General features: G+C 63.8%; 15 protein-coding genes, 1 tRNA gene and 1 pseudogene. 11 read left to right on the forward strand and 6 right to left on the reverse strand.

Annotated features, from left to right (window positions below; all coding sequences use genetic code 11):
• Positions 1 to 21: 21 nt before the first annotated feature.
• The 4 genes from RAH40_RS18915 to RAH40_RS18930 all read right to left on the reverse strand — a co-directional run bounded on the left by RAH40_RS18915 (position 22) and on the right by RAH40_RS18930 (position 6,834).
• Positions 22 to 1,527, reverse strand: coding sequence for a SpoVR family protein (locus tag RAH40_RS18915; protein ID WP_306599165.1), 1,506 nt, complete (start codon positions 1,525 to 1,527; stop codon positions 22 to 24).
• Entirely contained in the window at positions 1,524 to 2,762 is a 1,239-nt protein-coding gene (locus tag RAH40_RS18920; protein WP_306599166.1) for a YeaH/YhbH family protein, read from the reverse strand. Before RAH40_RS18920 ends, RAH40_RS18915 begins: the two co-directional genes overlap by 4 nt.
• Positions 2,759 to 4,681, reverse strand: a complete 1,923-nt coding sequence (locus RAH40_RS18925; RefSeq protein ID WP_306599167.1) for a PrkA family serine protein kinase — start codon at positions 4,679 to 4,681, stop codon at positions 2,759 to 2,761. Before RAH40_RS18925 ends, RAH40_RS18920 begins: the two co-directional genes overlap by 4 nt.
• A 146-nt stretch (positions 4,682 to 4,827) precedes the next feature.
• Positions 4,828 to 6,834: a molybdopterin oxidoreductase family protein gene (locus RAH40_RS18930; RefSeq protein WP_373432583.1), complete on the reverse strand. Its 2,007-nt coding sequence runs from the start codon at positions 6,832 to 6,834 to the stop codon at positions 4,828 to 4,830.
• Between the two features lie 76 nt (positions 6,835 to 6,910).
• On the opposite strand from RAH40_RS18930, the gene RAH40_RS18935 reads away from it, so the two are divergent.
• Complete coding sequence (locus RAH40_RS18935; RefSeq protein WP_306599169.1) at positions 6,911 to 9,109, forward strand: PAS domain S-box protein; 2,199 nt, start codon at positions 6,911 to 6,913, stop codon at positions 9,107 to 9,109.
• A gap of 31 nt (positions 9,110 to 9,140) precedes the next feature.
• Here the strand turns inward: RAH40_RS18935 and RAH40_RS18940 are convergent.
• Positions 9,141 to 9,752 (reverse strand): annotated as a pseudogene (locus tag RAH40_RS18940) (pyridoxamine 5'-phosphate oxidase family protein); the annotation flags it as partial.
• On the opposite strand from RAH40_RS18940, the gene RAH40_RS18945 reads away from it, so the two are divergent.
• From RAH40_RS18945 to RAH40_RS18990, 10 genes are all read left to right on the forward strand, one after another.
• On the forward strand, positions 9,751 to 10,236 hold the full coding sequence (locus RAH40_RS18945; RefSeq protein ID WP_306599170.1) for a ferritin: 486 nt from the start codon (positions 9,751 to 9,753) through the stop codon (positions 10,234 to 10,236). The pseudogene RAH40_RS18940 and the gene RAH40_RS18945 sit on opposite strands and share 2 nt — an antisense overlap.
• A 72-nt stretch (positions 10,237 to 10,308) precedes the next feature.
• The gene (locus RAH40_RS18950) at positions 10,309 to 11,712 is read left to right on the forward strand and encodes a hypothetical protein (protein WP_306599171.1); all 1,404 of its coding nucleotides are present in this window, start codon (positions 10,309 to 10,311) and stop codon (positions 11,710 to 11,712) included.
• Between the two features lie 7 nt (positions 11,713 to 11,719).
• A complete protein-coding gene (nagB, locus tag RAH40_RS18955) occupies positions 11,720 to 12,514 on the forward strand; it encodes a glucosamine-6-phosphate deaminase (RefSeq protein WP_306599172.1) in 795 nt (264 codons plus the stop codon).
• Positions 12,515 to 12,569: 55 nt separating this feature from the next.
• Positions 12,570 to 12,645: transfer RNA gene (locus RAH40_RS18960), tRNA-Arg, on the forward strand.
• Positions 12,646 to 13,271: 626 nt separating this feature from the next.
• Positions 13,272 to 13,544 (forward strand): hypothetical protein, encoded by a 273-nt coding sequence (locus RAH40_RS18965; protein ID WP_306599173.1) that lies wholly within the window; start codon positions 13,272 to 13,274, stop codon positions 13,542 to 13,544.
• A gap of 1,140 nt (positions 13,545 to 14,684) precedes the next feature.
• On the forward strand, positions 14,685 to 15,149 hold the full coding sequence (locus RAH40_RS18970) for a hypothetical protein (RefSeq protein ID WP_306599174.1): 465 nt from the start codon (positions 14,685 to 14,687) through the stop codon (positions 15,147 to 15,149).
• 1,031 nt (positions 15,150 to 16,180) lie between these two features.
• Positions 16,181 to 16,408: a hypothetical protein gene (locus tag RAH40_RS18975; RefSeq protein ID WP_306599175.1), complete on the forward strand. Its 228-nt coding sequence runs from the start codon at positions 16,181 to 16,183 to the stop codon at positions 16,406 to 16,408.
• Complete coding sequence (locus RAH40_RS18980; RefSeq protein ID WP_306599176.1) at positions 16,405 to 16,764, forward strand: hypothetical protein; 360 nt, start codon at positions 16,405 to 16,407, stop codon at positions 16,762 to 16,764. Before RAH40_RS18975 ends, RAH40_RS18980 begins: the two co-directional genes overlap by 4 nt.
• 85 nt (positions 16,765 to 16,849) lie before the next feature.
• Positions 16,850 to 18,103 carry a bifunctional DNA primase/polymerase gene (locus RAH40_RS18985; protein WP_306599177.1) on the forward strand — a complete coding sequence of 418 codons (1,254 nt, stop codon included), beginning with the start codon at positions 16,850 to 16,852 and terminating at the stop codon, positions 18,101 to 18,103.
• 217 nt (positions 18,104 to 18,320) lie between these two features.
• Positions 18,321 to 18,731 carry a hypothetical protein gene (locus tag RAH40_RS18990; RefSeq protein WP_306599178.1) on the forward strand — a complete coding sequence of 137 codons (411 nt, stop codon included), beginning with the start codon at positions 18,321 to 18,323 and terminating at the stop codon, positions 18,729 to 18,731.
• Positions 18,732 to 19,155: 424 nt separating this feature from the next.
• On the opposite strand, the gene RAH40_RS18995 is transcribed toward RAH40_RS18990, so the two are convergent.
• Positions 19,156 to 19,740 carry a hypothetical protein gene (locus RAH40_RS18995; protein WP_306599179.1) on the reverse strand — a complete coding sequence of 195 codons (585 nt, stop codon included), beginning with the start codon at positions 19,738 to 19,740 and terminating at the stop codon, positions 19,156 to 19,158.
• Positions 19,741 to 20,741: the final 1,001 nt, after the last annotated feature.

Below are 20,741 nucleotides of genomic sequence, written 5' to 3' on the forward strand. Positions count from 1 at the left end.
GGCGGGGAACCCGATTGTAGCTCATGCGGCCCGGCCGCGCCTGGGAGGTTCGCACTCGCCCAGCGCCCGCGTCCCGCCCGCGGGCAGTTCCTCCTCCAGCCGCACAATGAAGCCCCACAGCGCGGCCACGTGGCCCAGCACCTTGGCCCAGTCCGGCGCCAGGTCCCGGCGGTTGCGGCTGAAGTAGCGCAGGGTGAGGCTGCGGTCCCCCCGCAGGTCCACGTTCCACACCTGGATGTCGGGCTCGCGGCTGCCGAGGTTGTACTGTTCGGCCAGGGCCTGCCGCAGGTGGCGGAAGCCGGGGTCGTCGTGGATGGGTCCGATGGCGAGTCTGGCATCGGCGTCGTCGTCCCTCACGGTGAAGAAGCGGAAGTCCCGCATGACCTTCGGGGAGAGGTACTGGGCGATGAAACTCTCGTCCTTGAAGTTCTGCATGGCGAAATGGAAGGTCTCGAGCCAGTTCCGGCCGGCCACCCCGGGGAACCAGGCCCGGTCCTCCTCCGTGGGGCTCTCGCACATGCGGCGGATGTCCTTCCACAGGGCGAAGCCCAGGGCGTAGGGGTTGATGCCCGAGTACCAGTCGCTGTTGTAGGGGGGCTGGTGGAGGACGTTGGCATGGGACTGGAGGCACTCCAGCATGAAGCCCTCGCCCACCTGGCCCCGGTCGTAGAGGCTGTTGAGGAGGGTGTAGTGCCAGTAGGAGGCCCACCCCTCGTTCATCACCTGGGTCTGGCGCTGGGGATGGAAGTACTGGGCGATCTTGCGCACGATGCGCACGACCTCGCGCTCCCAGGGCTCCAAGAGGGGGGCGTTCTTCTCGATGAAGTAGAGGATGTTCTCCTCCGGTTCGGCGGGAAAGCGCGCCCGGGCGGGTTCCTCCTTCTCCTTCGGGGCCACCAGGGTGCGCCAGAGCTCGTTGAGCTGGGCCTGCTGGTAGTCCTGGCGCTCCTTCTGCCGCTGCTGCTCCTTGACGAGTGAGAGCTTCGGGGCGCGCTTGAAGCGGTCAACGCCCACGTTCATCAGCGCGTGGCACGCGTCCAGGAGCTGCTCCACCGCGTCCTGGCCGTGCTTCTCCTCGCACTCGGCGATGAAGCGCCGGGCGAATACCAGGTAGTCGATGATGGAATGGGCGCAGGTCCACTGCCGGAACAGGTGATTGCCCTTGAAGAAGGAGTTGTGGCCGTAGGCCGCGTGGGCGATGACCAGGGCCTGCATGGGCAGGCTGTTCTCCTCCATGAGGTAGGCGATGCAGGGGTCGGAGTTGATGACGATCTCGTAGGCCAGGCCCATCTGGCCGCGCTTGTAGCGGCTCTCCGTGGCGAGGAAGTGCTTGCCGAAGGACCAGTGGTGGTAGTAGACGGGCATTCCGATTGAGGCGTAGGCGTCCATCATCTGCTCGGTGGTGATGATCTCCAGCTGGTGGGGGTAGCACTCCAGGCCGAAGCCGGCCGCGGCCCGGCCGATGGCGGCGTCGTAGGCCTCGATGGCCTCGAAGGTCCAGTCCGATCCGGTGGGGAGCAGGCTCATGACACCCTCTTCTTGAAGAGTTCGTGGAAGACCGGGTAGATCTCGCCGGCCGAGGCCACCCGGCGCATGGCGAAGGTTCCGGGGTGGGCCTTCTGCACCTGGGCGTATTCCTCCCAGAGGTTCTGGGGCCGCCCCTCGGAGATCTCGAGGTAGGCGAAGTGCTGCACCTTTGGGATGATCCGGCTGCCCATGAGATCCAGGCAGATGAGGGAGTCCTCCTGCCAGTTGTCGCCGTCCGAGGCCTGGGCCCCGTAGATGTTCCACAGGCCGCTGGCGTAGCGCTCCTCGATGACCTTGTGCATCATGCGCAGGGCCGTGGACACCACGGTGCCGCCGGATTCCCGGGAGTGGAAGAACACGTCCTCGTCCACCTCCTCGGCCACGGTGTGGTGGCGGATGAAGACCACCTCGATGCGCTCGTAGTTGCGCTTGAGGAAGAGGTACAGCAGCGTGAAGAACCGCTTGGCCATGTTCTTCTTGGGCTCGTCCATGGAGCCGGAGACGTCCATCAGGCAGAACATCACCGCCTGGGTCGAGGGCTGGGTGACGAGGGTGCGGTTGTTGTAGCGCAGGTCGAAGGTGTCGATGAAGGGGACGCCGGCCATGCGCTGGCGGAGCCCGGCCAGCTCCAGGCGCATGTCCTCGTCGTCGCTTGTCTCCAGCAGCTCCTCCAGCTCGCGGATGCGGGAGCGGGCCGGGCCCGCCGCGGCGATGCGCCTGCCGGCGGCGCCGCGCATGGTGCGGATGAAGTTGATGTTGGCGGGAACCCCGGTCTGGGTGTAGCCGGCCCGGACCCACTTCCGGGTCTCCACCGCCGCCAGGTGGCGCTTGACGAGGTTGGGAAGGGCCAGCTCCTCGAAGAAGAGCTCCAGGAACTCCTCCCGGGTGAGGGTGAAGGTGAAGGCGTCCTGGCCCTCCCCGTCGGGGCTGGACTGGGAACCCCTGCCGCCGGCCCCGGAGGAAGGGCGGTCCACCCGGTCCCCGGTGGTGAAGGCGTCGTTGCCCGGGTGGACGCGCTCCTTGAGGCCGCCCCCGCCCAGGCCGAACTGCGGCTCCGTGAGGTCCCTGGCGGGGATGCCGATCCTCCGGCCCCCGTCCAGGTCGCGGATGCCGCCCTTGTCGATGACGTCCGATACGGCCTTGCGGATCTCCTGGCGGAACCGCCGGAGGAAGCGGCTGCGGTTCACCGAGCTCTTGTTCCGGCTGTCGGAGCGCCGGTCGACGATGCGGTTCATGAGGCCTTCCGGACTCGCAGGTACCAGTCGCACAGCAGGCGAACCTGCTTTTCCGTATAGCCCTTGCTGGTCATGCGATCCACGAAGTCCTGGTGCTTCTTCTGCTCGTCGGCGCTGCCCTTGGCGTTGAAGGAGATCACCGGCAGCAGCTCCTCGGAGCTGGAGAACATCTTCTTCTCGATGACGGCCCGCAGCTTCTCGTACGAGGTCCAGGAGGGGTTCCTGCCCTCGTTGCGGGCACGCGCGCGCAGCACGAAGTTCACCACCTCGTTGCGGAAGTCCTTGGGGTTGGCGATGCCCGCGGGCTTCTCGATCTTCTCCAGCTCCTCGTTGAGGGCGGAGCGGTCCAGCATCTCGCCGGTGTTGGGGTCCCGGAACTCCTGGTCCTGGATCCAGAAGTCGGCGTAGGTGATGTAGCGGTCGAAGATGTTCTGGCCGTATTCCGAGTAGCTCTCCAGGTAGGCGGTCTGGATCTCCTTGCCGATGAAGTCCGCGTAGCGGGGGGACAGGAACTCCTTGATGTAGCGCAGGTACTGCTCCTCCACCACCGCCGGGAACTGCTCCTGCTCGATCTGCTGCTCCAGCACGTACATGAGGTGGACCGGGTTGGCCGCCACCTCCCGGTGGTCGAAGTTGAAGACCTTGGAGAGGATCTTGAAGGCGAAGCGCGTCGAGAGGCCCGTCATGCCCTCGTCCACGCCGGCCATGTCCCGGTATTCCTGGTGGCTCTTGGCCTTGGGGTCGGTGTCCTTGAGGTTCTCCCCGTCGTAGACCCGCATCTTGGAATAGACGTTGGAGTGCTCGGGGTCCTTGATGCGGCTGAGCACCGAGAACTGGCCCAGCATGCGCAGGGTGTCCGGGGCGCAGGGCGCCGCGGACAGCGAGGAATTGTCCAGGAGCTTGCGGTAGATGTGGACCTCGTCGGTGACCCGCAGGCAGTAGGGCACCTTCACGATGTAGATGCGGTCCAGGAAGGCCTCGTTGTTGCGGTTGTTCCTGAAGGTCTGCCACTCGGCCTCGTTGGAGTGGGCCAGTATCAGCCCGTCGAAGGGGATGGCCCCGAAGCCCTCGGTGCCCTTGTAGTTGCCCTCCTGGGTGGCGGTGAGCAGCGGATGCAGGACCTTGATGGGCGCCTTGAACATCTCCACGAACTCCAGCATCCCCCGGTTGGCCAGGCACAGGCCGCCGGAGTAGGAATAGGCGTCCGGGTCGTTCTGGCTGCAGGTCTCCAGCTTGCGGATGTCGATCTTGCCCACCAGGGCGGAGATGTCCTGGTTGTTCTCGTCCCCGGGCTCGGTCTTGGCCACGGCCACCTGGCCGAGCTGGGAGGGGAAGCGCTTGACCACGCGGAAGCGGGTGATGTCGCCGCCATGCTCGTGGAGTCGCTTGACGGCCCAGGGACTCATGATGGACGTGAGGCAGCGCCGCGGGATGCCGAAGTCCTCCTCCAGGATCCGGCCGTCCTCCGCGGGGTTGAACAGGCCCAGGGGCGACTCGTTCACGGGCGAGCCCTTCACCGCGTAGAAGGGCACCTTCTCGATGAGGGCCTTGAGCTCCTCGGCCAGGGAGGACTTGCCGCCCCCCACGGGACCCAGGAGGTAGAGGATCTGCTTGCGCTCCTCCAGGCCCTGGGCCGCGTGTCGGAAGTAGGCCACGATGGATTCGATGACCTCCTCCATTCCATAGAAGTCCCGGAAGGCCGGGTAGACCCGGATGACCTTGTTGGCGAAGATCCGGGAATGGCGTTCCTGGAGCCGCGTGTCGACGATCTCCGGCTCGCCGATGGCCTTGAGCATGCGCTCGGCCACGTTGGCGTAGGCGGAGGGGTCGCGCCGGCAGAGCTCCAGGTACTCCTGCAAGGACATCTCCTCTTCCCTGGCGGATTCGTAGCGGTCCTGGAAGCGGTCGAAAATGGACATGGGGCCTCCTTCGGGGCGCACCTCCGGTACCCTGGCGAAAGGGGGCCATCCCTGCGGGTCCGGATGAATTAATAATATTCCAGTTTTCAGGATAACCCGCGGCCCCCAGCCGTCAAGCGGGTGTGGGGAAATTTATGAATAGATAATTACAATCTGCGGATATCCACCTTGTTGTCATAGAAGGTGCTGCCGCCTCCGCGGTCCGTGAGCCGCTGGGACGTGAGGGCGTTCACGGAGCGGGTCCCCGGCGCGAACTCCAGCCACCAGACCCCCTCGGCCACCAGCACCCCGGAAGGCACCGCGGCCGAGAGCTCCAGGGCGAAGGCCACCTCGCCCAGGGTGTTGAAGGCGGCCACGGCCTCGCCGTCCCGCAGGCCGCGGGCGGCGGCGTCCCCGGGATTCATCAGGATGCGCATCCCCTTGCGCCGGGCCCGGAGCTCGTCCCGTTCGCAGAAGGAGGAGTTCAGGCCGAACAGCGAAGGCGCCGTCATGAGGGAGAAGGGCGGCGCGTCGCCCTCCCCGTGGGGAGGCAGGAAGCGGGGCAGGGGGTGGGGTTCGCGGGGGTTGAGCAGTTCCACCTTGCCCGAGGGCGTGCGGAAGCGCGGCCCCGGGGGCGGCGTCACCTCCACCGCCCTCCCCGCGGCCAGCGCGGCTTCGTCGACGCCCTCCCGCCAGGGGCTGGGCAGCGCCAGCAGGTGGTCGATGAGGTCGTCGGCGCCCTGCCGGAAGAAGGGCTCGGGAAAGCCCATGGCCCCGGCCAGGAGCCCGAAGACCTCCCAGTTGCTGCGGCTCTCCCCCACGGGCGGCAGCGCGGGCCGGGCCCGCTGGATGCAGTAGCTGCCGTAGGCCTTGTACAGGTCGCTGTGCTCCAGGGAGGAGGTGGCGGGCAGGACGATGTCGGCGTAGCGCGCGGTGTCCGTGAGGAACCGCTCGTGCACCACGGTGAAGAGGTCCTCCCGGGCCAGCCCCGCCAGCACCGCGTTCTGGTCCGGCGCCACCACGGCCGGGTTGGAGTGGTAGACGTAGAGGGACATCACCCGGGGCCCGTCCAGCTCGAGCAGGGCGTGGCCCAGGCGGTTCATGTTCACGGTGCGGACGGGACCCTGCAGCAGGTCCTCCCGGGTCACCTCGGCCATGGCGAAGGCCCCGCCGGTGGAGGTGGAGCCGAAGCAGCCGCCCCCGGGGCGGCCGTAGGCGCCGACCAGGGCCGGAAGGCACGCGATGGTGCGCACGGTCATGGCCCCGTTGCCGTACCGGGAGAGGCCGCCGCCGATGACGATGCAGGGGTCCTGGGCCGCGCCGTAGGCGCGGGCCAGGGCCTCCACCTCGGCCGCGGGCACCCCTGTCAGGGCCTCCACCCGCTCCGGGGGGTAGTCCGGCAGGATGTCCCGGGCCAGTTCCGGGAAGCCCTGGGTGTGCTCTCCGAGAAAGGCCCGGTCCAGGAGCCCCTCCCGCACAAGCACGTGCATGAGTCCCAGGGCCAGGGCCCCGTCGCTGCCCGGGCGGACCAGACAGGTCATGTCCGCCTCCGCCGCCGTGGGCGTGCGGTAGGTCTCCACCAGCCACACCTTGCCTCCGCGCCGCCGCGCCTCGCGCACGTCCTTGAGCCCGTGGACGCTGGTGGCCACCGCGTTGATGCCCCAGAGGACCACCAGATCGCAGCCCCGCAGCGCAAAGGGATGGGGGCAGGGGGTCTGGCCCAGCACGGCCTCCAGGCCCGCGGCCTTGGCCGGCGTGCAGATGGTCCGGTCCAGGCGGCTCGCCCCCAGCCGGTGGAAGAAGGGGTGCCCGGCGTTGCGCTGGACCAGGCCCATGGTGCCCGCGTAGGAGTAGGGCAGGATGGCCTGGGCGCCGTGGGCGGCGATGATCCCCTTCCACGAGGCCGCGATGCGGTCGATGGCCTCGGGCCAGGAGACGGGCGCGAACTGGCCGCTTCCCTTGGGACCGGTGCGTAGCAAGGGAACGGTCAGGCGTCTTGGGCTGTGGACCGTGTCCTGGTAGCGGGTCATTTTCGGGCAGAGGCTGCCCCGGCTGTGGGGGTGCTCCGGGTCGCCCTTCACGGAAACCGCCAAGCCTCCCTCAACCTCCACAAGGAGCCCGCAGGCGTCAGGGCAATCGTAGGGACAAACCGACCTTCGCACGAGCATGGGGATCCCCGCAGGATGTGCCCCCGGGCCCCGGGGGGATGGATAGTATGGGGTTAAGGGGGAAGGGAGCGCATCCCCTCCCGTGTCTTCCGAACGAACGGTCCGCGGGGCCATGGACGGAGTCATCTGCATGCCCTTCGGGACGAAATCCCTGGCCCTGGTGGCCGCCCTGGCGGCTTCGGCCCTGTTGACCCTCGGCGGCGGGCTGGCCGCGGCCTTCCACCTGTGGCGGTGGACGCCCTTCCTGGTGCTCGGGCTCCTCCTCAACGGGGCGGTGGCGGCGTTCCTGTGGAAGGCCATGGGCCTCCTGGCCGCCCGGTGTGCCGAGCTGGCCAAGGAGCGTGACGCCAGCCGGGACCAGGCCGCCCTCCTGCGCTTCGCGCTGGACGGCGGGGAGGACGGCATCCGCATCGTGGACGGAGCCGGCTCCGAGCGGGAGCGCAATCCCTCCTACGCCCGGATCTGGGGCCTCGACGGGGCGGATGGCAACGAGGAGGACATCATCCTGGCCCAGCTCCGGGACCCCGACGGCTACCTGGCCCGCGAGGCGGAACGGGTCAGCCTGGACGTCCTGGACCTCTGGGACGGGCGCGTGCTGGAGCGCCGCTCGCGGCCCTACCGCACCCCCGGCGGCGAGGAGCTCCGGGTCTGGCAGTACCGGGACATCACGTCCCGCGCCAACGCCGACCGGTTCGTCCACCGGCTCTCCCAGGCCGTGGAGCAGAGCCCGGTCTCCATCATCATCACCGACACCGCCGGGAGCATCGAGTTCGTGAACACGGAGTTCACCGCGCTCACCGGCTTCGCCCTGGACGAGGTCCTGGGGAAGACGCCGCGGATCCTCAAGTCCGGCCTGACTGGCGCCCAGACCTACCAGGAGCTGTGGAGCGCCATCACCCGGGGCGAGGTGTGGGCGGGCGAGTTCCAGAACCGCAAGAAGGACGGCGAGCTCTTCTGGGAGCGGGCCACCATCTCCCCCATGCGGGACGCCGACGGGGTGATCACCCACTTCCTGGGCATGAAGCAGGACATCTCCCGGCAGAAGACCCTCGAGCAGCAGCTGCGCCATTCCCAGAAGCTGGAGGCCGTGGGGCTCCTGGCGGGGGGCGTGGCCCACGACTTCAACAACGTGCTGCAGGTGATCAACGGGTACGGCACCCTCATGCAGCTCGGGCAGGCCCCCGACGATCCCAACCGGGCCGCCCTCTCCGAGATCCTCAAGGCCGCTGAGCGGGCCGCGCAGCTCACCCACAGCCTGCTGGCCTTCAGCCGCAAGCAGGTGATGAACCCGAAGACCCTGGACCTCAACACCATCGTGGCCAACGTGGAGAAGCTCCTGCGCCGGATCATCGGCGCCGACGTGCGCCTGGAGGTCGCCAGGCACCCGGAGGCCCTCCCGGTCCACGTGGACCTGGGCCAGCTCGAGCAGGTGCTCCTGAACCTGGCCACCAACGCCCGGGACGCCATGCCCGCCGGCGGCACCCTGACCCTGGCCACCCGGCCCTTCCACCTGGACGAGGCCTTCCGCGCCGGCCGCGGCTTCGGCCGCGTGGGCGACTACGCGGAGCTGGAAGTGAGGGACTCCGGGGAGGGCATGGACGAGGACACCCTGAAGCGGATCTTCGACCCCTTCTTCACGACCCGGGAGCTGGGCCGCGGCACCGGCCTGGGGCTGGCCACGGTGTTCGGCATCGTCAAGCAGCACAAGGGGTACATCCTCGTGGAAAGCGGCGCGGGGAAGGGCTCGGCCTTCCGGGTCCTGGTGCCCCTGGCCCCCGCGGCCCCGGCGGAACGGGAGGATCCGGAGGCCGGCGAAACCGGCGTCCGCGGCACGGAGACGATCCTCGTCGTCGAGGACGAGCCCCCGGTGCGCGCCATGGCCGAGCTCGTGCTGAGGAAGTACGGCTACGAGGTCCTGCTGGCCTGCGATGGCCAGGAGGCGGTGGACGTCTTCCGCGCGAACCCCGACGCCGTCGACTTCATCCTCATGGACATCATCATGCCCCGCAAGAGCGGCCGCCAGGCCTTCGAGGAGATCCGCCGGGAGCGCCCCGGCGTGAAGGTCCTCTTCATAAGCGGCTACACCGCCGACTTCATCCAGGGCCGCGGCGAGCTCGAGCCGGGCATGGAGCTGATCATGAAGCCGGTGCAGCCCCTGGCTCTGCTGCGGAGGATCCGGGAGATCCTGGACCGGCCCCCATCGCCTCCAGCGTGCGCAGATCCGCGGGACCTCCCCGCTTCTCCAGCAGCGCCCGCACCGACTCCCGCTTCGCGGGGCTGAGCCGCTGGCCCACCTCGCACTTGGCCGAGCTGCGCTCCACGGCCAGCTCCAGGACGGCCACGGCGCCCACGCTGCCCGCGTACATCGGGTCCTCCGCGGTGATGGGGCGGTAGCCGCCCTCGGGCTGGAGTTTCCGCATGAGGGCGTCCAGCACCGCGGCCTTGCGGGCGGGAGCCTCCACCTCCTTGAGGGTTCCGTGGAGGAGGACGGACGTGAAGTACTGGCTGGCGGGGCAGGCCCGCTCGGGATCGAAGGCGTAGGAGGGGATCTGGGAATACGCGTCCACCACCAGGAAGGTGGCCCTGCCCTGGTGGCGCAGGGCCTCCATCTTCTCGCCGGCGCGGGCGCCGTGGAAATAGACGTTGTCCCCCAGGCGCACGAAGTTCAGGGGCACCAGGAGAGGCGCGCCCTCGGCCGAAACCAGGCCCAGCACGCCCCACTCCGCCGCGTCCAGCACCTGGGCGACGGCTTCCGGATCCTTGAGTTCCTTCTCCTGACGGCGCAAGCGGGCACCTCCCTTCCTGCGAGAATAATTGAATTTCCACGGACCCAGATCACGGCACCTTTTCTCTGAATGGTTCATATATCGGTTTGGAGCGCGACGCCGCACCGGCGCCGCCCCTCCAACACCGGAGATCCCCATGATCAGCACCGCCACCCAGACCGCGTTGAACGCCCAGATCAACGCCGAGCAGTACACCTCGCAACTCTACCTCGCCATGAGCGCCCATCTCTCCGAGAAGAGCTTCAAGGGCTTCGCCCACTGGCTCCGGGTCCAGTCGGCCGAAGAGGCCACGCACGCGCTGAAGCTGGTGGATTTCATCCTGGACCGGTACGGCCGACTGGAACTGCGCACCATCAACCCGCCGCCCACCGGCTTCAACGGTCCCACCTCCATCTTCGAGATGGTGCTCGCCCACGAGAAGGACAACACCGCCAGCATCAGCAAGTGCTACGAGCTGGCCAAGGCCGAGGGCGACCACGCCACCGAGATCGCCCTGCAGTGGTTCGTCACCGAGCAGGTCAAGGAGGAGCTGGCCGTCAGCGAGCTGGTGGACCAGCTCCGCGCCATCGGGGAGCAGGGCGGGGCCATCTGGTACCTGGACCACAACCTCGCCAAGCGGTAGGAATCCTGGGGCCCGGGCGCGTGCCCGGGCCCCGGATCTGGTACAAAGGAACCACGTCCCCGCGAGGTTCCGATGTTCCGCCACGAATCCTTTGACAGGAGCCTTTTCAACGCCGCCCCGGCCCGGCCCCTGGCCCTGGATCCCGGCTTCCGGCCCCTGGCCCTGGGGGTTCGCGCCTACCGGAGGGCCCTGGCGGCCCACGGCTCCCGGGAACGGGTGGTGCTGGGCCTGGAGCAGAACGCGGGATGGGCGGCGCGGCTGGAACTGGACGTCTTCCCCGGGGGCGCGGACGAGGACAGCCTGCGCTACGTGTCCTGGATGCTCAATGGCCTCCTGTGGGCCTGCGGGGGCTCCCGGGCGGCCGTGTCCGGGCCCCGGGCGCTGTGCGAGGCCATCGCGGAGGAATACGGGCCCCGGGGCCCCTGGGCCTTCGAGCGCGAGATCATGGGGCTGGCCTACAGCCAGCCCTTTTCCGTGGAGGTGATGGACGAGGTGCCCGTCCCCGCCCCCAGGCCCCTGGCGCTGGGCGGAAACCTGGAGGGCTGCCGCATCGGCTTCGACCTGGGCGCCAGTGACTACAAGGTGGCCGCGGTGCGGGACGGCGAGGTGGTCTTCAGCGCCGAGCTCCCCTGGAACCCCAAGGCCGAGGCCGACCCCGCCTACCACTACGCCCGCATCAACGAGGGCTTCCGCCTCGCCGCGAGCCACCTGCCGCGCCTGGACGCCATCGGGGGCTCCAGCGCGGGGATCCTGGTTGACAACCAGGTGAAGGTGGCCTCCCTCTTCCGCGCCGTGCCCCCGGGCCCCTTCGAGGCCCAGGTGCGGCCCCTCTTCCTGCGCCTGCGCGAGGAATGGGGCGTGCCCCTGGAGGTCATCAACGACGGCGACGTCACGGCCCTGGCCGGGGGGCTGTCCCTGGAGCGCAACGGCATCCTGGGCATCGCCCTGGGCTCCAGCGAGGCCGTGGGCTTCCTGGACAGGGCCGGCAGGATCACCGGCTGGCTCAACGAGCTGGCCTTCGGCTGCGTCGACGCCAATCCCAGGGCCGGCACCGACGACTGGTCCGGCGAACCCGGAGTGGGCGCGGCCTACTTCTCCCAGCAGGCCCTGGACCGCCTCGCGGGCCCCGCGGGCTTCGCGTTTCCGCCGGGGATGGCCCTGCCCGAGCGGCTCCGGGACGTGCAGGAGCGCCTGGCCCGGGGCGATTCCGCGGCCCGGGAGTTCTTCCTGACCATCGGCGCCTACCTGGGCTACACGCTGCCCTGGTACGCGGAGTTCTACGACCTGGAGCACGCCATGATCCTGGGCCGCGTCACCTCCGGCGAGGGCGGGGAGCTGATCCTGGCCCGGGCGCGGGAGGTGCTGGAGGCCGAGTTCCCGGACTTCGCCGCCCGGGTCCAGGTTTTCCTTCCCGACGAGAAGAGCCGGCGCGTGGGCCAGGCCGTGGCCGCCGCAAGCCTTCCCGCCCTTTCCTGAGGTACCCATGGAAGTCATCATCGCCCCCGACCGCCAGAAGGCCGCGCTCCTCGTGGCCCGCATCGTCGCCAAGGAACTCCGGGCCGACCCCCGCCTCGTCCTGGGCCTGGCCACGGGCCGCACCATGGAGCGGGCCTACGCCTGCCTCGTGGACCTCCACCGCAAGGAAGGCCTGGACTTCTCCGCCTGCTCCACCTTCAACCTCGACGAGTACATCGGCATCCCCGCGGACCATCCCTGCTCCTACCGCCGCTACATGGACGAGCACCTCTTCAACCAGGTGAACATCGCCCCGGACCGCACCCACCTCCCCGACGGCATGGCCCCCGACCTGGGCGCCGAGTGCCGGAACTACGAGGCGCGGATCAAGGCCGCCGGCGGCATCGCCCTCCAGCTCCTGGGCATCGGCAGCGACGGCCACATCGGCTTCAACGAGCCCCTCTCCGCCCTCCTCAGCCGCACCCGCGAGAAGGCCCTCACCCCCTCCACCCTGGAGCAGAACGCCCCCATGTTCGGCGGCGACCCCGCCGCCGTCCCCCGCCGCGCCATCACCATGGGCGTGGGCACCATCCTGGACTCCCGCCGCTGCCTGATGCTGGTGACGGGCGAATCCAAGGCCGCCATCCTCGCCCAGGCCGTGGAGGGCCCCATCACCTCCATGGTCACCGCATCCGCCCTGCAGCTCCACCCCCGCTGCCAGGTGGTGGTGGACGAGGAGGCCGCCGCCGAGCTCAAGGGCATCGAATACTACCGCTGGATCTTCGAGAACGAGCCCGAGTGGGCGGAGTTCCGGGACGTGTAGCCCCAGGGTCGCCCGGGGGCGGGAATCAGGCTACAATGGCCATCGGCTGTGAAAAGGTCCCGTAGCTCAGGGGATAGAGCGACCGCCTCCTAAGCGGTAGGTCGGCAGTTCAATTCTGCCCGGGACCACCAGCCACGCAACCGAGAAGCGCCCTAAAGCTCAATGATGGCGGGCGTTTCCGTTGCTATTCCCATTCTCTAAGATCGGACCACCCCGCAGGGTTGTTGGTGAGATTCCTCGCCGAAATCGTAGTGCGAGGTGCAATAGAGGTGCAATAGAGGTGCAACAGTATTATCGGATAAAACCACCGCCAGCATTAGCTTTCATTCGTCTTCGGTGTCAAAAAACTTTGCCTCGTGTAGAGCAGAGTATTCTCCTTTGATTCCTCATATGGAGATCTGGGAATGGAGGCGCCCGGTCGAGGTCAAATTCAGAGAATCCGCCGCTTTCTCTCAATTTCTCAGTTTATGTGGACGGCGTTTCACTCGTGGCGGACCCTGTTGATAGTGGTCCAATGCCCGGGTAGTCGGCGCGCAATTTGGTTCTGCTGGGATTCTGGCTTGCACCTCTATTGCACCTGCCGGTCCCTAGCCGTCCTGCCAAGGCGACATGGGAGAGGTTTACGTGACTCCAGGGTTGGTCGCCTGAATATCGCGGGGTGGTCCGTTTACGGAGTGGTTTTTTGCAGGAGCGACTCCCCTGGTTTGGCAGCACCCCCGGGCAAGATGCGTAGAATGGGGAGGAGCCGGAGAAACTCATGCACTTGACCCTCGATGACTTTTCTCGCAACCCGCTCAAGTTTCTTCCTGCCGCCCTGAAGGGGGAAGAGGTCATCCTGGTTGTGGACGGTGAGGCGGTGGCACGACTGGAGCCCATTGAGAAGGCTCCTTCGGTCGAAGACCATCGTGAACGGCTTGCCACAATCCCAGATGACCGCCTTGGCAAGGGTAAGCCGCCCCTGCCCACTCTCATCAAGATGTCCGGCGAGGGTCCCTCCGCATCCGACATGATCCTGGAGGACCGACGCTAGCAGCCCCTCCCCGAAAGGGCGCCCCGGAGCTTTCAGGTAGAACACGTCCGTGCTTCATTAGGCGGAGCCGCAAGGCTGCGCCGCGCCCTGGTTCTGGGCAGCACCACCAAAGCCGATGGCTCGACCTCGGTTCAACTATGCATGCCGGTCCTGGCTGTTCAGGGAGAAGCCTGCACAGCATTCCGCTTCCCAGGTTGGGAACGAGAGCACCAACCGGAATGCCTTGCTGGACAGAGCCATTCGCGCCTGTGCGTTTGAATGAACGAAAGCAAGGAATCTTGCACAGAATCATGCAATTTCGCGTGCACAAAATCTTGCAATTCTTCGTGCACGAAATCTGGCACGGAAATTTCCGAAGAATTATGCCGCAACGGGGATGGTCTTAAATCCAGGAACGGACTGGACCCATGAAGTTGGAACTCCATCAAGGAAAGGTGCAAGGAGTGGTGGGGTGGTCTTGCCGATTTGTCGCTAAATCCCTACAATTATCTATTCGCACCGCAACGAGGGATTCCTCCGTGCGCGGCACATTGCCTTCAACCGATTGAACTGCCATTAGCAAACGGGTTGAAGCACGCACCTAGGCGGGCGCTAGTTGGCGCCACCTAGGGCACAAATTTGCGAAACAAGCCCCAGCGCTGCGGTGCGGGGTCCTGACCGACCAGCAGCATGCTGGATTTTCGGCAGCCACGTCTGAGACGGCGCGGGGCGGTCCAGGTGACGCTGATGATGCCCACCTACCCGGAGTTGGTCCCTCTTCGCAGAGAGGCAACGGCACAGGCGGGAACCCCTCGGACGAGGAACTAGCTGAGTATCGACCAGGAGCAACGGTGAGCAACCGACCTTCCTAGTGTGGAGGGGCGAGAGTAGCCGAGGCGGTGGGGCGTGAAAGGAAAGTTGACCACCCGTGGACAGAGTCTGAATCGCTGGCTTGACTGGTGTGCCGGAGGTTTACATATTCCTATGTCAACTGAATTTCCCAATTTCCGTGACCTTCGAGTAGCTCGGAATTTCGGCAAAGTTGGTGACCACTGGATGCGGTAACCCACCAGGGCGCGCATCCTCCAGAAATCCACGGCAGCATCGAACTGGTGGAGGGGTGTGGGAAGGGTGGTAGTCCTCAACCTTGGAGACCCCACTATGCAAACACTTGCCGAACTTGAGACCCATGACATGCGTAAATCCGCAATCCATGAGTCCGGACACGCCCTCGTTGCGAGGCATTACGGCATCCCCGCTGAGCCACTCATCTTCCGAAACGCCGAGGTATCCGATCCGCTAGAGTTCAAGACCTGGCTCGGGACGACCAGGCTGAATGACACAAATATCTCGCCCTTGCGGAAACGCCGAGTGGGTCTTGCCGGTGTGGCGGCAGAATTTCTTGCAGGAACGCATACGGGCGAGTTGGACCTTATGAGCTTCATCCAGGATTCCTATGGGGACAGCGTTGAAACCTCGGACGGATGGTCACGGACGGATTGGGAATCGGCTGAAGGGTGGACTGAAACCGACCTTCACGCCGTATTTATGATTCTTACCCGCAGGTGGGAGTGGCTCCTTTTAGAAGTGAACTCGCTCATCGCCTACCCTGACAGCGATGGTTGAATGCTGGTGAAACTGGCATTCGTCAGGAAGGACAGGCGCCCGCCAACGCACGAAGAGCGGTGTCTGCGCCCCACGCCTTGATCCATACCCCGGCGACCTTCCAGGTAGAACACGTCCTTGCTTCATTAGGCACCGGGACCGGAGCCGCTCTTGAAGACAAACCTCGCGGACGTGCAGATTGATCAACTTGCCATGATGAGAGACCAAATCTTGTGGCTGCTCAAGACGGTGGCGGTGCCGCCGGATGAGGGTTGACCCCCAGGAACGACCGTAGCCGGTCCGCATCATCCTCCAGGGATTCCCAACCTGGCATCCTCGAAGCGCAACTGAGCTGGTGGATCAGGTGGAAAACGAAGTCTTCGGGGATCATGACCATGGCACGCTCCACGCGGGTGCTTAGGATAGCGCAGGGCGAGCCAGAGGGACCTGACTGAGAACACTATGCTCCTGTGCTCCGCAAACTGCTCGGCGCCCACGCAGGAGGCGTTGTTGCTGCTCGACGTTCCCCCTCCAGGCTCGACCGCCGCTGTGGGGCGCCTTTGCGGGTGCTACAGGACCCACTAGGGCTTCCCAGGCTTGTGAGCACTTCCAAGCCCTGGGCGTGAGGTCTCAGGGGCTTCCTAGGTAGAACACCTTCATGCTTCATTAGGCACCGGCGGTGGCGGTGCCGCAAACCTGTGTGAAGACCATCATCATGTGTCCGGCGAGAGGGATGCTCGCCGCCGCAACCTTTATTGTGGGACTCGCACCTGGACGCCTCTGAAGCTTTTCTCAGAGGGTCGGCTTCATAGGCATCTGCTTGCGACCCCGGAAGCGCATCGCCGCGAATTTCGTCCTTCCATATAAGAAATTCGCCCATTTCTGCCACCCACGACCACTTCTGGCTGAAATTCCTCTGAATTTGCGATTACAGAGGAACGCGCCACTCTAGGCGATGTGGTGGGATTTGGGCGGTGGTAGCTCCAAACAACGGCAATGGGGAAACGGACGAGCGCAGGGCTCCCCGACCTATGCCTTACATGGAGAAATGTATGAACACCACCCTTCAAACCCTACTGGACGCCATGGCGGTTGCGCCGAAGCCGCGCTACCCACTGGAAGAGGTTGCGTATCTCCTGGATGCCCGCCTCCAGGCAGTCAAGAACCTGATCAAGAACGGCAAGTTGAAAGGGGTGAAGACGGGTCCCAGGAAATGGGGCTACGTTCTTCACAGCGATCTCGAAGCCTTCGTTACGAACTTGAACGGTGGTGCCCTGTGAGCCGCCGCGAGAATCCATTCCATGTGCCTGTTCGTCCAATCCCCTACGACCCATACGAGCAGTTCGAGCATGATGATTTCCCCGCTGGTGAGGCGCCCTGGCTTGACTACAACCTCTTCACGACCGCTGTGGTCACCAGGGTGATCGATGGGAACCTTCTATGGATTTCGGATCGTCCTAGGAATGCCAACGAAATCCGAGAGGTGCTCTTCCCGACCTATGAGGAGGGAACTATGAACACCGACGAAATCCTTTCGGTCCTCTGCAATGTCCTCTTCGATGCAGGGTTTGAGCCATACGGTCAGGACGTGGAAGCCTTTTGGACTTCCCCGGTGCCATCCCTCTCTCGGCAGTAACGAATTGGAACACTCTCAACCTAACGCCGGTCTGGATGCTGAATTGGCGTCGCCCCCGGGGGTAGGTAATTCTTTCGGTGAATATATGGGTTCAAACAAGCCCAATGTCTTTGAATTCCTTGAAGGGCTCGCAAGGTTCAAGGTCGTCTTCGTCAAATTGGCTCCAGGTCAAAAACACACCATCGGTGGTTGGGAACCATACATCAACGCCCATGAACAGCATGGTGCGTCCCGACTGGATCATGCTCTCCAGTGGCTCGACAAGGGCTTCGGTCTGGGTTTCCTGCCCCGCAACAGGCTGTGGGCGGTCGATCTTGACCGGTCCATAACAGCGCCAGGGCTGCCAATGTTAGAGCGCCTGGAGGACTTCCAAGTGGAAACGATGCGCTTTGGACCGCGTGTCACGACGCCCTCGGGCGGGCAGCATGTTTACTTTCGTCTTCCCGAGGAAATCGACATGGGCTTGCTCAAGAACCATGTATGCCACCCAAAGGACGAATATGACATTCCGCAGGAGTGGGACTTCAAGCTGGGTCCAAGGACGCTCATGGTCGCGCCAGGCACCTCGCGGACATTGTCGGATGGCTCGACGACCTCATACCGCCCGGCGACGCTTTGGATTGAACCACCAGTCTGCGACCCCAGGTGGATCGTGCCTGGTTTGCCGATTTTGAATTCGCCACCAGAGCCGTTCACTTTCTCTCAGCGGAGCCTGGAGGATCGCATCGTCAGAGCAGTCGCCTTTCTTCGTAAACGCGCACAGCGATCAGTGCGTCACTCAGGAGGAGGTGGACACTATGCACTATGGCAGGTCGCCGTTCACCTGGTTGCATACCTGCGGCTAGATCCTGGGCTTGCAGTTAATCTCCTGACTCACCCCGAAGGGCAGAGTTGGAATGACCGCTCGGTGGACATGGAAGGCAGGCGTGCGCCGTGGTCTGTAAGGGAACTCTATGCGGCATGCTCGGACGCCGTCGATGATGCCCCGCCATTTGGGATTAAGGAATACAAGGAACTCCAAGCGAGGGGGATCGTGCAGGCTCGTTTGGACGATTTCACCGATCTTCTCAACTACTTGCCGTTTTCGGACGAGAGGATGTTTTCCCTGGACCTCTACCGTATCTTCCTTGAATTGGCGGACCTGGAGGAGGATGAGTGCAGCAGTGACCGCTTTGGCAAGGCTGTGGGGACCGCCATACGCCAAGGCGTAACCTCCGTGACTTCGTGCCAGATGCTCAAGTCCAGAACGAGGGCATACAGGGGCGTCAGCGAGTCCATGATTCTTCGGGCGCTCCATGACCGGGAAGAGCTTCGCCTCTACTTCGATCGCGTCGCATAGGTAGAACAGCTTCTTGCTTCATTAGGCGCACCGCCGGGGCGCCGTCCACTCCCATACCAGCAGACGACTTTGGTCTCCTCTGAAGAACGGGGTGGTGAATTGCCGCCTCCCGGCAACCCCAAGGGATGTGGGCGGCATTGAACCGACATTGCCTCACCAACCCTACGCCGATTCCTTCGGCGGAAGCCTCCACGATCAACTTCAAAAGGACACAGACGTGAAACACCTCTCTCCCGATCAACTCCTCCAGAAACGAGAACTCGCACAAAGCCTCCAGGTAGCGTTTGAAGCCCTCAAAGCAGAAGTCGCCATTGGGAACGCCCAGCTCGAACAGATCCGTGAAGCCGTAGATGGCGCCTTGGAGCGAGTAAACGACCTCATCGCCGAAGGGAACGCTCTCCGGGAGGAGGTCCTTCTTGGGCAGGAGGAATTCTCAGTCGAGCAACCTGAAGGGTGGCATTCCGGTAACCCGGGAATCGCCTACGGGGAATGGATGCAAATGTGGGAGGAGCCTATCGAGGCTCTGGAGGTGGCTCTCCCCGAGAGTATGGACGACCCAGAATTGAACCCTGCCGAACTCCTTGTTGACCTTCCAGAGCGCCCGGAAATGCCTGGAGGTGCGAGATGAAGCCTCCTCGTCCCGCATACCAAATGGATTGCTGCCATGTCCTGGGGTGGAGGACCTTTCCTGTCCCCGCTGATGCCTGCGAAGGGGACTTGGTCGAATTCATGAAGGACTGCTTACCCGACGTTATTGCCAAGAACCATGAGTGGCTCCATGCGCGGCAGCGTTCAACACGAGAAATTCGCAAAGACCTTTTCGGAATACACAAGCGTGATGCCTTCCGAGGACGGGCATCCATGAGAGCCGTCAATGAAGCAATGTATTCCATGGGGTTTGATTCTCATGGGGGAAGCCTCGATAAGACTTGGTTCTGCCGAAACGATTACTGATTCACGGCGAAGATGGCGGTGCTCTGGGTGCGAAAGCACAGCGCCTGTTCGCTAGACCGAATGGTCAGAAACCTCAATACTCACCTCGTCAAACTCGCCTAACCGATTGCAAGTTTAGATTTTATCTTGGGATCCTTCAGCAAAGTTATGAGCTGATCAGGGTCCTGATGCTTCAATGCGTATATCATCATGGAAAAATCGTTGAATCCCCACATCGCGATACTTAGGGGAGCAGGAAGAGCTTGTTCTTTGTCTCTGCCGCCAGGGATACAGTTTGCCCAGGCTTCGGTGGCACTCAGTTCAATGACCTTGGCATATTGGTAATTCGCTCTCCAGTTGCCTGGCGTCTTTAGATCGCGTGCATTCTGCTCATAGGTAGGGTCATAGTAGCGACCTTGCCATCCAATCCAAGCATGGGATTGAATACCCGTATCAGTGCGGACGAATCCCTCAACATAGGTGACCCCATACCGCTCTAGAAACAAGGCGAGAAGTGAAGCATTATCATAACACTTGTTGGGGAGGGCTATAAACTCATTCAAGGTGAACTCAAAATGGCTTTTAAGCATCGGGTTTTGGCGAATTGTAAATATTTTAACCGGCTCGGCAAGATCCGCAACTCGCTTGAAGTAAGGGTCCCCAGTCTCGGCAATTCGTTTCAAGTCTGCGACTAAGCTATCCAACGGTAAGCCCTTCCATGGAAGTGCATGGTAATAACGAATTATTTATCCATCCCGGCACCAAAGCCAATCAGAATTCTACCATTTTATAGTTTGAATTTGGAGCTTGATTTCGATCCAAAGCCCTTGGGGTCGTCTGATGCTTGTCTAGCCGTATGATAGGGCATATATCCGAACAACCCTCGTTCCAGCCACCATTGGTCCCCACGAACCGAAAAGCTCAAAAACCAAAGGCGATCTCATGCAAATTCAAGACTCCAATTCGTGATCGACGACGTGAAGTCGGCACTCTATATATTCCAGAATGGTTATAAAGAATAGTCTTTGGGCTCGGGGCGCAGAACTGTTGAAAGGGTGTCGGAGACTGCCTTGTTATGTGCCGGAGACCTGCACCGAACGCCCGGGTTCATGGAACTGCTCGATCACCATGCACAATTTGAAAACGTGTTAACGGCGAATAGACCGCCCGAAATCTGAAGGGTCATCAACCTCATGGTCATGCTGAATGCCCGCTGGCTCCGTGAGAATTACAGAGAAACTCCTGCCATTGTGCGAGGACTCTTTCCTGCCGCCTGCCAAGAGGCACGCGCATCCTGGCTCCTCTCGATGGTTGAAGACGCCCTCTGGGACGTGGGCTACACGCCTATCGGCGAAGACGGTGAAACCGCCAACGGAGCGCATCACGACCTTGCTTGGTTCTGTGATGGGGATGTTCGCGACATGCTGTCCTATGCCCACCTTTGGTCCAAGAAGGGTGAAGGCGATTCCTCATGGGGACAATGTTTGACGCCTTGCGCGAGATTTCTGGACGGAGCACGCTTTCTCATCGGAGGTGACCAATGCCGTCTATTAGGGCAAAACCGAAGAGGACGGGACCTCAGTGATTCCGGCGACCATTATGAAGTCGCTGAATTGGGCGGATGGGGACTCTGTGATGGTGGAGCTTCAAGGGGATGGTCTTCGGATTTGGACCATTGGAAGCGCCATCGCCGAGGTGCGGGAGT

This window comes from Geothrix sp. 21YS21S-2, assembly GCF_030846775.1.
GTDB lineage: Bacteria > Acidobacteriota > Holophagae > Holophagales > Holophagaceae > Mesoterricola.